10 protein-coding genes are annotated in these 11,966 nt (G+C 58.7%); 3 read left to right on the forward strand and 7 right to left on the reverse strand.

From position 1 onward, the window contains the following. Positions 1 to 2: 2 nt before the first annotated feature. From pilQ to CKW23_RS06785, 5 genes are read right to left on the reverse strand one after another with little or no spacing between them, the layout of a single operon-like run. Positions 3 to 2,102, reverse strand: a complete 2,100-nt coding sequence (gene pilQ / locus CKW23_RS06765; protein ID WP_177434625.1) for a type IV pilus secretin PilQ — start codon at positions 2,100 to 2,102, stop codon at positions 3 to 5. 47 nt (positions 2,103 to 2,149) lie between these two features. Further along, positions 2,150 to 2,677: a pilus assembly protein PilP gene (locus CKW23_RS06770; protein ID WP_095067286.1), complete on the reverse strand. Its 528-nt coding sequence runs from the start codon at positions 2,675 to 2,677 to the stop codon at positions 2,150 to 2,152. Further along, positions 2,674 to 3,297 carry a type 4a pilus biogenesis protein PilO gene (pilO, locus tag CKW23_RS06775; protein ID WP_025258134.1) on the reverse strand — a complete coding sequence of 208 codons (624 nt, stop codon included), beginning with the start codon at positions 3,295 to 3,297 and terminating at the stop codon, positions 2,674 to 2,676. Before pilO ends, CKW23_RS06770 begins: the two co-directional genes overlap by 4 nt. Next, positions 3,294 to 3,866, reverse strand: coding sequence for a PilN domain-containing protein (locus CKW23_RS06780; RefSeq protein WP_095067287.1), 573 nt, complete (start codon positions 3,864 to 3,866; stop codon positions 3,294 to 3,296). Before CKW23_RS06780 ends, pilO begins: the two co-directional genes overlap by 4 nt. Then, a complete protein-coding gene (locus tag CKW23_RS06785) occupies positions 3,866 to 4,930 on the reverse strand; it encodes a pilus assembly protein PilM (protein WP_025258132.1) in 1,065 nt (354 codons plus the stop codon). Before CKW23_RS06785 ends, CKW23_RS06780 begins: the two co-directional genes overlap by 1 nt. Positions 4,931 to 5,141: 211 nt before the next feature. Between CKW23_RS06785 and CKW23_RS06790 the strand changes: the two genes are divergently transcribed. Together CKW23_RS06790 and CKW23_RS06795 are read left to right on the forward strand one after the other, a co-directional pair. After that, entirely contained in the window at positions 5,142 to 7,580 is a 2,439-nt protein-coding gene (locus CKW23_RS06790) for a penicillin-binding protein 1A (protein ID WP_371856556.1), read from the forward strand. Between the two features lie 120 nt (positions 7,581 to 7,700). Beyond that, positions 7,701 to 8,747, forward strand: coding sequence for a hydrolase (locus CKW23_RS06795; RefSeq protein ID WP_095067289.1), 1,047 nt, complete (start codon positions 7,701 to 7,703; stop codon positions 8,745 to 8,747). Between the two features lie 51 nt (positions 8,748 to 8,798). Here CKW23_RS06795 and CKW23_RS06800 read toward each other — a convergent pair whose 3' ends face one another. Further along, positions 8,799 to 9,653 (reverse strand): sulfurtransferase, encoded by an 855-nt coding sequence (locus CKW23_RS06800; RefSeq protein ID WP_095067290.1) that lies wholly within the window; start codon positions 9,651 to 9,653, stop codon positions 8,799 to 8,801. Between the two features lie 50 nt (positions 9,654 to 9,703). Further along, complete coding sequence (locus CKW23_RS06805; protein WP_025258128.1) at positions 9,704 to 10,375, reverse strand: TetR/AcrR family transcriptional regulator; 672 nt, start codon at positions 10,373 to 10,375, stop codon at positions 9,704 to 9,706. 166 nt (positions 10,376 to 10,541) lie between these two features. Here CKW23_RS06805 and CKW23_RS06810 point away from each other — a divergent pair, with 166 nt between their 5' ends. Beyond that, on the forward strand, positions 10,542 to 11,951 hold the full coding sequence (locus CKW23_RS06810) for a coniferyl aldehyde dehydrogenase (RefSeq protein WP_095067291.1): 1,410 nt from the start codon (positions 10,542 to 10,544) through the stop codon (positions 11,949 to 11,951). Positions 11,952 to 11,966 lie beyond the last annotated feature (15 nt).

The following is an 11,966-nucleotide window of genomic DNA, read 5'->3' on the forward strand; positions in this document are numbered from 1 at the left end:
AATCAACGACTCACAGCAATCGCCTGGTTGTTCATGATACGCGGAGTCAGAAATACCAACAGCTCGGATTTCGCTTCTGAAACCGTATCTCGACGGAAAAGGCGGCCAAGATACGGTACATCGCCAAGAAATGGCACTTTCTCTACTACTTTACTTTGCGTATTGGAGAACACGCCCCCGATCACGATCGTCTCGCCATCGGAAACCAGCACCTTGGCGTTCACCTCGTTTTTCTTGATCGGAGGCACGCCCAGTACCGCATTGAGGTAATCCGGCTCGTCCTTGGTGACCTTGACCTCCATGATGATGCGGTTGTCCGGCGTGATCTGCGGCGTCACTTCCAGCGACAGGGATGCCTCCTTGAAGCTCACGGTTGTCGCGCCGCTGGAGCTGGATTCCTGATAAGGAATTTCCGTACCCTTGAGGATCTTGGCGGTTTCCTTGTCGGAAGTGACCACTTTGGGCTGGGAGACGATTTCACCGTTGCCGGTCTTTTCCATTGCGCTCAACTCGAGATCGAGCAGGGTATTGTTGGTGACGAAGGCGATGCCGATCCCGGAGGTCGCGCCACCGGCACCCAGGTCGACGAATGGCGTGTTGGCGCTCAGGTCGCTGCCAGTATTGCCCGCCTCGTCGCCGTTATCGTCCAGACCGTAGGTATTCCAGTTGCCACTGCCAACCTTGGTACCACCCCAGCGCACTCCCAGAGCCTTGTCGTAATCGACGTTGGCTTCAACGATGCGCGCCTCGATCATCACCTGACGCACAGGAATATCCAGCTGGGACACGATGCGACGCAGCTCGTCGAGGCGATCCTGGGTCTGGTAGGCAATGATATTGTTGGTACGCTCATCCACAGTGATCGAACCGCGTTCGTCGGCTTTCGATTCGACGCTGGTCACCGACTGGAACAGCTTGGCGATGTCGGCCGCCTTGGCGTAATTGACCTGCAGAAGCTCGCGCCGTAACGGCGCCAGTTCGGAAATCTGTTTGAGGGATTCCAGCTCCTGACGCTCACGGGCGGCGATTTCATCGGCTGGCGCGACCAGCAGGACACTGCCGACCTTGCGCTTGTCGAGGCCCTTGGTCTTGAGCACCAGATCCAGCGCCTGATCCCACGGCACGTTCTGCAGGCGCAGGGTGATACCGCCCTGAACCGTGTCACTGGCCACCAGATTCAGGTTAGTGAAGTCGGCAATCAGTTGCAGCACCGAGCGCACATCGATGTCCTGGAAATTCAGCGACAGTTTTTCACCGGTGTAGACCGGCTTGTCGGCAGCACGGCGATCCAGGTCTTCATTGGTCAGGGGGCGCACGCTGATGGTCAGCTTGTTTTCAGTCTGGTAGGCCGAGTAATCGAAGGCGCCCGAAGGCTCGATGCTGATGCTCGCCTTGTCGCCGGAGGTCGTGGCACTCACGAACTGCACAGGCGTGGCGAAATCCTTGACGTCCAGCCTGACTCGCAGCGGCTCAGGCAACTGGGTCTTGGCAAAGTCGATACGAATCTTGCCGCCCTGCTCCTGAATGTCCGGAGAAATGCCAGGACTGCTCAGGTCGATGACTACATTGCCTTCACCCAGCTCGCCGCGCTGGAAGTCGATATTCCTGATGGCTTTCACACCTGCCGGCACGTAAGGCCGTGCCGCTGACGGAGCGGGCGTCGGGACGGCGACTCGCGGTGTTCCCATGGCCGTGCTCGGCTGGGAGGATTGCGCAGCGGCAGCGCCCTGGCCGACCACCACGAACAGGTTGTTGCCTTCGACTCGGGAGCTGTAAGGAGACAGCGTCGTCATGTTGATGATGACCCGCGTGCGGTCCTGGGCCTGAACCACCACGACACTGCGCGCATTGCCCGCACCCAGATCACGACTCTTGGTTGCCAGCTGGCTGGTCACACCCGGCAGGTCCAGCGCGATGCGCGCCGGCTGTTCGGTGGTATAACCGCGCGGCGCAGGAACCGGAGAATCGAAGGAAAGCTTCAGCTCGATCCGGTCGCCTGGCAAGGCTGCAACATCCAGCGTTTTAAGATTGGCTGCCTGGAGAACCGGCGAAAGCATCGCTATCCCTAGCGAAACGCCGATAATCGAGAGAATCCTGATCATGATGAATTTCCGTTGTGCGGTGTTAAGCATGCTTGGCCTTGCCCACTTCATGAGCGTTCTTTGAGGGAAATACTGCGCGGCCTTTCAAGCCAGGCCCCCTCTCCATCAGGAACTATTTCAATGACATCGACCTGCGCATCGCTGACCGACACAATCCGGCCGTTATTGCGGCCCAGATAATCACCCACTTTTACGCGATGAACCCCTCCGGCACCGCGCAACAAGGCGAATGTACCCGATTCGTTGCCAATGGTTCCGACCATCTCGAAGGATTCGATATTGAACCCTTCGAGAAACTGCCTGACCCGCGTCTCGTCCGGCTTGACCAGCCGTGAGCCTTTCTGGCGATTGAGCAGATCGATCTTCACCGGAGGCTGGAACGGACTGCGCAGGTTGGCCGCGTTATAGGTAAAGGTTTCATAGGGACGGAACTTGGGCAATGGATCGATATTGCCCGAAGGACGCGTCTTGACCTCATCGACAAAAGCGCTGAGATCGGCGAACTCCGGATCGTTATCACACCCGGCCAGCCCCATCAGGACCACACTGACGCACAGCAGTCGCGCCGCCCTCATTTCTTCAGCCCTTCATCGTTGTAGCGGTAGGTCTTGGCCAGAATGTTCATGCGTAGCTTGGTCTGAGATTTGGGGTCGACCGGTTTGATCTCGAAGTCATGCAGCGTCACGATGCGCGGCAAGCTGGCAACGCCACTGACGAACGTCGCAAGATCGTGATAGCCACCCACGACCGTGATCTGGATCGGCAGCTCGATATAGAACTGCTGGACCCCTTCGGGCAACAGCTTGATTTCCTCGAACTCCAGACCACTTCCCAGGCCTGTACGAGTGATGTCTTCGAGCAGGCCAGGCACCTCGGTGTCACTGGGCAATTGCCGCAACAGTGCGCCGAAGGTGTTTTCCATTTCTTCCATCTGCTTCTTGTAAGGCTCCAGGTTCGCGGCCTGGAAGGCCTTGGTCGACACCTGCTCGCGCAGCATCAGTTCGTTGGCCTGGGCACCTTCGAGCCGGGTTTCCAGCTCCTGGATGAAAAGGAAATAACCCAGCGCAAACACCAGCACCATCACCAGCACGCCGGAGATGGCCTTGACCGCTGCAGGCCAGGAACCCAGGTTGTTGAGATCCAGGTCATTGAGGTCGACCCGGCGAAGCCCTTCCAGCCATTCAGAAAAATTCATGGCTTGGCCCCTTCAACCACAACAACAGGCTGGGTCTGGCGGACCGTCAGTTGAAAGACGTTCGCCTGATCCACTGCACCTGCCGTGGTCGCCTTGACCTCGGTCAGGCTCGGGGAGGCGAGCCAGTCGGAGGCCTCCATGTTGCGCATCAGGTCCGAAACCCGGTTGTTGGACTCGGCAGCCCCACTGATGGAAATCAATTTGTCGGTCATTTTGACATCTGAAAAATAAACGCCATCGGGCAAGGTCCGCGCTAGCTGATCGAACACCCGGCCAATGATCGGACGGTTGCCCTGCAAGTCCTGGATGATCTTCATCCGCTCCAGCAACTGTTTGCGCCGGGCTTTCAGGTCGCTGATTTCCTTGATGCGGATATCGAGTTGGGCGATTTCCTTCTGGATGAATGCGTTGCGCGCTTCCTGATAAGTGATCGCGTTGTTGATGTAGCGATCCAGCAGAAACAGCGCGCCCACCGAGAAAACCAGTACGCAGGCCAGCGCCGTCAGAAAGCGTTTCTTGCGTTCTTCGCGAAGCTCTTCACGCCACGGTAAAAGGTTGATCCGTGCCATTAGTCGAAGCTCCTCAAGGCAAGACCGCAGGCGATCATCAATGCGGGAGCATCACTGGCCAATGCACCGGCGTTGACCTTGGAACTCAGGGCCATGTCGGCAAAAGGGTTGGCGACCAGGGTTGGCGTACCAAGACGTTTCTGGATCAAGTGCTCAAGTCCTGGAATGGAAGCCGTACCGCCCGCCAGCATGATGTAGTCGACGGTGTTGTACTGCCCGGCGGCAAAGAAGAACTGCAGCGAGCGGGACACTTGCTGCACCAGGGCATCCTTGAAGGGGTTCAACACTTCGCTGACGTAATCGTCGGACAGCCCGCCCTGCTTCTTCGCAAGCCCCGCCTCTTCCATGGACAGGCCATAGCGACGCTGGATTTCCTCGGTCAGCTGGCGCCCACCGAACAATTGCTCACGTGTATAGATGATGCGCCCGTGATGCAGCACGCTCAGGGTGGTCATGGTTGCACCGATGTCCACCACGGCAACGGTCAGTTGATCGTGGTCATTGCCCAACTGGGCAGACAGCAGACCGAAAGAACGCTCCAGCGCGTAGGCCTCCACATCGACGACACGTGCCGTCAGCCCGGCCAGCGCCAATGCGGCCTCACGCACTTCCACGTTTTCCTTGCGGCAGGCGGCCAGCAGCACTTCGACGCGCTCGGGATTGCGCGCCGAATAGCCCTGGACTTCAAAATCGATGGCGACTTCTTCGAGGGGATAGGGAATGTACTGGTCAGCTTCAAGCTTGAGCTGGTTTTCCATATCGTCGTCGGACAGACCAGCGTCCATCTCGATGGTCTTGGTGATGACCGCCGAGCCCGCCACGGCGACCGCCACTATTTTGGCGTTCGTCTTGGCCTTGACCAGTACGCGCGACAACGCCTGGCCGACCCCTTCGAGTTCGGCAATATTCTTTTCGACGACGGCATTGGCCGGCAGCGGTTCGACCGCGTAAGACTCGACCTTGTAACGAGTGCCGGAACGACTCAACTCAAGGAGTTTTACCGAGGTAGAGCTAATATCGATCCCTAGAAGGGTGTTGGCCTTCTTACCGAAGAGTTCGAACACAACCAGTATTCCTATGAGTTTTCCGCCACTTACGGCGTAATTTTTGGCCTGCGCCATTGTCAACAGCCTTGACAGTAGCGCAAATCACGCCTGGAGACGAAAAATGCTTATAATGCCCGGCGGTTTTTTCGTTTAACAAAGCTTCAAGGCGTGTTCGTTTGTAAATGCCTGCGCTCAACCCATTCTTTTTTGTGGAAATCCAAAAGCCTTGATACGCCTGCTGAAGTTTATCTGGTGGTCTCTCGTAGCAGTATTTTGCGGCCTGCTGCTCGCGCTGAGCGGTGCATTCCTTTATCTGAGCCCGAACCTGCCCTCTGTCGAAGCACTGAAGAGCATTCAGTTGCAGATTCCCCTGCGCGTCTACAGCAGCGACGGCAAGCTGATTGCCGAGTTTGGCGAGATGCGCCGCACCCCTATTCGCTTTGCCGAAATCCCGCCCAATTTCATCAACGCCCTGCTGTCGGCCGAAGACGACAACTTCGCCAATCACTACGGCGTCGACCCAAGCAGCCTGATGCGCGCTGCCACCCAACTGGTGAAAAGCGGCCATATTCAATCAGGCGGCAGTACCATCACAATGCAGGTCGCGAAAAACTTTTTCCTGACCAGCGAAAGAAGCTTTTCACGTAAAACCACCGAAATTCTCCTTGCCTTGCAAATCGAGCGCCAACTGACCAAGGATGAAATCCTTGAGCTGTACGTCAACAAGATCTACCTGGGCAACCGAGCCTATGGCATCGAGGCTGCGGCGCAAGTCTACTATGGCAAATCGATTCGCGATGTAAGCCTTGCGCAAATGGCCATGATTGCAGGCCTGCCAAAAGCACCTTCACGCTTCAACCCGCTGGCCAACCCGGCACGTGCCAAGGAACGTCGCGACTGGATCCTGGGGCGCATGTACCGACTGGGCAAGATCGACCAGAGCGCCTATCAGGCCGCTCTCAACGAGCCTCTCAACGCCAGCTACCACGTCCCGACGCCGGAAGTCTACGCGCCCTATATTGCAGAAATGGCCCGCGCCGAAATGGTCGGTCGCTACGGCAGCGAAGCCTATACCGAAGGCTTCCGCGTCACCACTACTGTTCCGAGCGATCTTCAGGAGCACGCCAACAAGGCTGTGCAGCAAGGGCTGATCGAATACGACCAGCGCCATGGCTATCGCGGCCCGGAAAGCCGCTTCCCGGGCATGACGCCTGCCGGCTGGGCTCAGGAACTGACCAAACAGCGCACGATCAACGGCGTAGAGCCCGCCATCGTCACGCAGGTCGATAAAAACGGCATCCGCGTCCTGACCCGCAACGGCGAAAAAGAAGAAAACGTCGAGTGGAGCAGCATGAAATGGGCTCGCCCTTACCTGAACACCAACAGTCTTGGCGCCAATCCACGTCAACCGGCTGACGTGGCGCATGTCGGCGATCTGGTCCGCCTGCTGCGTCAGGAAGACGGCTCGCTGAAATTCAGTCAAATTCCCGCCGCTCAAAGCGCTCTGGTTTCTCTGGATCCGCAGAATGGTGCCATTCGTGCGCTGGTCGGTGGCTTTTCCTTCGAGCAGAGCAATTACAACCGCGCCATGCAGGCCAAGCGTCAACCGGGTTCGAGCTTCAAGCCTTTCATCTACAGTGCCGCCCTGGACAACGGTTATACCGCTTCGAGCTTGGTGAACGATGCGCCTATCGTGTTCGTGGACGAATACCTGGACAAGGTCTGGCGTCCGAAGAACGACACCAACACCTTCCTCGGCCCGATCAGGTTGCGCGAGGCTCTCTACAAGTCCCGCAACCTGGTTTCGATCCGTCTGCTGCAGGCCCTGGGTATCGATTCCACCATGGACTACATCACTCGCTTCGGATTCGCCAAGCAGGACCTGCCGCGCAACCTGTCCCTGGCGCTGGGCACCGCAACCCTGACGCCGATGGAAATCGCCACCGGCTGGAGTGCATTTGCCAACGGCGGCTATAAAGTCAGCCCGTACCTGATCCAGAAGATCGAGAACCGTGACGGTCAGACGCTGTTCCTGGCCAATCCGGCCAGCGTTCCGGCCACAGAGGCCAAGACAGCAGCCAACACCTCGACCTTCGCGATCCATGACAGTCCGGGCCTGACCACCACGTCCCCGACATCCGCCACCGAGCCACAGGCACCTGTGGTTGCAGAGCGAATCGTCGACAGTCGCACGACCTACATCCTCAACAGCATGCTGCAGGATGTGATCAAGCGCGGCACAGGGCGTCGCGCACTGTCCATGAACCGGCCGGATATCGCGGGCAAGACCGGTACGACCAACGAATCCAAGGATGCGTGGTTCTCCGGCTATAACGCGGATTACGTGACAACGGTCTGGACGGGCTTCGACCAGCCGGAAAGCCTCGGACGCCACGAGTTTGGCGGTACGGTCGCCCTGCCAATCTGGATGGACTACATGAGCGCAGCCCTCAAGGACAAGCCGCCGCATCAACAGGCCGAACCGGATGGCATCCTCAGCCTGCGGGTCGACCCTGTAAGTGGCCGCGCCGCGACCCCGAGTACGCCCAATGCGTTCTTCGAGCTGTTCAAGAGCGAAGACACGCCTCCAAGCGTGAACGAACTGGGCGGCAGCGTACCGGGCAGCCCGCTGCCAGCAGACGAGTCGGCACCGATCGACCTGTTCTGACGGCCCTCTCGCAGACGAATGCGCTCCTGCTGCAGGAGCGCATTCACAATCAAGCCACTCAGCCAAAAACCTCTTACATCTCGCATCACTTAATGGCAACGTACGTCTCTGCATTCATTGATGAGCAAGACCGTGCCAGCCAGCCCTCTGCACCCATCCTCGGCAAACCGTTTCGTCCCGGCTTCAGGCCTGGGTAATCCGCACCTGCAAACCTTGTGGGGACCGCTGTGGCGCAAACGAACCCTGCTTGCCCGTACACGAGAGCGCATGTGGCTGGAGGACGGGGACTTTCTCGATATGGACTGGCATGGCCCCCATGAGGCCGATGCACCACTGGTGCTGGTCCTGCACGGACTGACCGGCTCGTCGAATTCGCCTTATGTGGCAGGTCTGCAAAAGGCAATGGCTTCCCAAGGCTGGGCCAGCGTGGCACTGAACTGGCGCGGCTGTTCCGGGGAGCCGAATCTGTTGTCGCGCAGCTATCACTCCGGCGCCAGCGAAGACCTGGCAGAAGTCATTGCCCACCTGCGAGCCTTGCGCCCTCTGGCGCCGCTTTATGCCGTGGGTTATTCACTGGGCGGCAACGTTCTGCTCAAGCATCTGGGCGAATCCGGCACAGAAAGCGGTTTGCTGGGCGCGGTGGCTGTCTCGGTGCCATTCCGGCTGGACGAGTGCGCCAACCGTATCGGCCAGGGCTTTTCCAAGGTCTATCAACGGCACTTCATGCGCGAAATGCTGGCTTATATCCGGGACAAGCAACGCCGCTTCCAGCATGAAGGGATGAGCGAAGGCCTGGCAGAACTGGCCGCCCTGGGCTCGTTGGAGAATATGCGCACGTTCTGGGATTTCGATGGCCGGGTGACGGCGCCGCTGCATGGTTTCGCCAATGCCGAGGACTATTATCGCCGGGCGTCGAGCCGGTATTTTCTGGGCCAGATTCGCACACCGACACTGATCATCCAGGCCGCAGACGACCCTTTCGTCTTTATCCACAGCCTGCCCGAACCCGACGAGCTTTCAGCGTGTACGGAGTTCGAGTTACAGGCCAGGGGCGGGCATGTGGGGTTTGTCGATGGATCGCTGAAAAACCCCAGTTATTATCTGGAGCGTCGCATTCCGCACTGGCTGAGCCTGGCGTATGAGCGCGACAAGGCTGTTCGCGGATGAATCCCGGGACAGAAACCAGTTCTTGTGGGAGGCAGCTTGCTGGCGACAGGGTCATGCCCCCGTCGCAACCTCTCGGGCCGGATCGGTAATCCATTCGCTCCACGAACCTGCATACAGCGTCCCCAATGGGTAACCTGCCAGACACAGGGCAAACAGGTTATGGCAGGCCGTCACACCGGAACCGCAATAGGCGACCAGATCCTTCGGCGAGCGATCCTGTAGCGTCTCGGCAAAACGCTGCCTGAGCTGATCGGCTGGCAGAAAGCGTCCGTCAGGCCCCAGGTTTTCGTTGAAGGCGACGCACTGCGCACCCGGAATATGCCCGGCAACCGGGTCAATGGGCTCCACTTCACCGCGAAAACGGGCTTCGGCGCGTGCATCGATCAGGGTCAGTTCCGGCCGCCCGAGACGGCCCTGCAAACGACTGGCATTGAGCACCAGAGACATATCGGGCTCGCCAGTGAACGTACCGGGCTTGTTGCCAGGCGCATCCAGGCTCAGCGGCAGGCCCGCCGCATGCCAGGCTTTCAGACCGCCATCGAGCAGGTACACACCCTCGCGCTTGCCCAGCCACGCCAGCAGCCACCAGGCACGGGCCGCATAGGCACCGGGACCATCGTCATAGAGCACGATTTCGCTGTCCGGGTTGATGCCCCACGCCTGAAAGCGACGCAACAGCGCTTCAGGGTCCGGCAAGGGGTGGCGTCCGGTCTTGCCCTTGGTGACCGGACCACTGAGATCACGCTCCAGGTCCGCGAAAGACGCACGATCGATATGACCCTGAGCGTAACTGCGCTGCCCGTAATCGGGATCTTCCAGAGCAAAGCGGCAATCGAGAATCACCAGCCCGGGCTCTCGCTGGCGGGCAGCCAATTGCTGAGGGCTGATCAGTTGCGCGATGGACATGACTCACTCCTGTAAGCAGAAAAGCGAATAGTGGGTGCTGACGATGACTCTCAGCCGACTTCCCCCAGCACCTTGGGCAGGGCCGTATAAAAAGCAGCGCACAAGGCACTGAATTCTTCACGGGCCTCGGCGCTGATGTAGCCATACTCCAGCATAAGCACCTGATAGACACCGCGTCGAATGGCATCTTCGTTCAAGTGCGTGGAATGTTCACGTGTGGTGCACAGGAAACGCACCCAGGAGGTGAGGATGATCCAGGTATTGAGGGTCAGCGATTCGACCTGCGCCTTGTCCATGTTCAGGACACCCGCCTCGACGAAAGCACTGTAAATCGCCATGGCCTGGGTCAGGGAACGCTGAGAAAAACGCCGATAGCGGGTCGCCATTTCCGGATCGCAAGCCAGCAGGTGCTCAAGGTCGCGGTGCAGGAACCGGTAACGCCACATGCCGTCGAGTATCGCCAGCAAATAGCTACGCTTGTCTTCAACCGTCAACTGCCGCCCCTTGGGAGGAAACAGAAAACCATCCACCAACGCTTCATACTCGTTGAACAGCGAGGCGATGATCGCCTGCTTGTTGGGAAAGTGGTAGTAGAGATTACCCGGCGAAATTTCCATGTGCGCGGCAATGTGATTGGTGCTTACGCTACGCTCACCCTGCTGATTGAACAGCTCCAGACTGACCTGCACGATACGTTCACGGGTTTTGATACGTGGAGCCATACTCAGCTCGATCCCTCAGGTATGTTGGTAGGGAATGGTAGCGCAAGCGGTCGGCATAGATGCAGTGATGTGCGTGAAACCTAAGGGACAAGGGGGACACAGGCCATTTGACTTTATAGAGCAACAGCTCTAAAACACTCGAAAAATCCAGCAAGGAACGCCCCAAATGCCTGACGCCCCCTCTTTTTCCAGCGAACTGGAACACACGTTCGCTCTACAGCGCCAGGCGTTCGCAGCCAACCCGATGCCCTCGGCAGCACAACGCTCGCAGTGGCTCAAAAGCCTGGGTGAACTGCTCAGCGACCACCGTCAGGCATTGATCGACGCCATCAGCAGCGACTTCAGCCACCGCAGCGCCGACGAAACCCTGCTGGCCGAGTTGCTGCCAAGCTTGCTAGGCATCCGGGATGCGCGCAAACGGCTCAAGCGCTGGATGAAACCCTCGCGCCGCCATGTGGGCCTGGCCTTTCAGCCTGCCTCGGCCAAAGTGGTGTATCAGCCTTTGGGCGTGGTCGGGGTTATCGTGCCCTGGAACTACCCGCTGTTCCTGGCCATCGGTCCGCTGATTGGCGCCCTGGCGGCCGGCAATCGCGTGATGCTCAAGCTCAGCGAATCCACACCTGCCACGGGCGACCTGCTCAAGCGTCTGTTCGCGCGGATCTTTCCCGAAGACCTGATCGCTGTGGTGCTGGGCGAAGCCGATGTGGGCATGGCCTTCTCCAGACTGCCGTTCGATCACCTTCTGTTTACCGGCGCGACCAGCATCGGCAAGCATGTCATGCGTGCTGCAGCCGAAAACCTGACGCCGGTCACTCTGGAACTGGGCGGCAAATCTCCCGTGATTGTGTCCCGGGATGTCCCGCTCAAGGATGCCGCCGAGCGCATTGCGTTCGGCAAGACCTTGAATGCCGGACAGACCTGCATCGCACCGGACTACGTGCTGGTGCCGCAGGATCGGGTGCAGGGTTTCGTCGAAGCCTACAGGCAAGCGGTCCAGGGCTTTTACCCTACACTTGCTGACAACCCGGATTACACGGCGATCATCAATCAGCGACAATTGGCGCGACTGAATCACTATCTGGAAGACGCCGCCAGCAAAGGCGCTGAGGTAATCGCCCTGTACGATCAGGGGCAGGCGCAGCGCATGCCGTTCAGTCTCTTGCTCAACGTCAGCGATGACATGCTGGTCATGCAGGATGAGATTTTCGGGCCGTTGCTGCCTATCGTGCCCTACAGGGATCTCGATGAAGCCTTTGCCTATATCAATCAGCGCCCTCGTCCGCTGGCGCTTTACTACTTCGGCTACAACAAAGCCGAGCAGCAAAAAGTGCTGGAACAGACTCATTCCGGCGGCGTCTGCCTGAACGATACGCTGATGCATGCGGCTCAGGACGACTTGCCCTTCGGGGGCGTCGGCCCTTCAGGTATGGGCCATTACCATGGTCGGGAAGGTTTTCTGACCTTCAGCCAGGCCAAAAGCGTGTTTATCAAGCAACGCTTCAACGCGGCGCGCTTAATTTACCCGCCGTACGGTAAGGCCATTCAGAGACTGGTCTACAAGGTGTTCCTGCGCTGAATAGAGCCATGCTGA

The organism is Pseudomonas sp. Irchel 3A18 (assembly GCF_900187465.1).
GTDB classification, from domain to species: Bacteria; Pseudomonadota; Gammaproteobacteria; order Pseudomonadales; family Pseudomonadaceae; genus Aquipseudomonas; species Aquipseudomonas cichorii.

Coding starts and splice junctions, on each gene's coding strand:
- pilQ (WP_177434625.1), bottom strand. CDS start 2,102: ATGATCAGGATTCTCTCGATTATCGGCGTTTCGCTAGGGATAGCGATG.
- CKW23_RS06780 (WP_095067287.1), bottom strand. CDS start 3,866: ATGGCACGGATCAACCTTTTACCGTGGCGTGAAGAGCTTCGCGAAGAA.
- CKW23_RS06770 (WP_095067286.1), bottom strand. CDS start 2,677: ATGAGGGCGGCGCGACTGCTGTGCGTCAGTGTGGTCCTGATGGGGCTG.
- CKW23_RS06795 (WP_095067289.1), top strand. CDS start 7,701: ATGAGCAAGACCGTGCCAGCCAGCCCTCTGCACCCATCCTCGGCAAAC.
- CKW23_RS06805 (WP_025258128.1), bottom strand. CDS start 10,375: ATGGCTCCACGTATCAAAACCCGTGAACGTATCGTGCAGGTCAGTCTG.
- pilO (WP_025258134.1), bottom strand. CDS start 3,297: ATGAATTTTTCTGAATGGCTGGAAGGGCTTCGCCGGGTCGACCTCAAT.
- CKW23_RS06800 (WP_095067290.1), bottom strand. CDS start 9,653: ATGTCCATCGCGCAACTGATCAGCCCTCAGCAATTGGCTGCCCGCCAG.
- CKW23_RS06810 (WP_095067291.1), top strand. CDS start 10,542: ATGCCTGACGCCCCCTCTTTTTCCAGCGAACTGGAACACACGTTCGCT.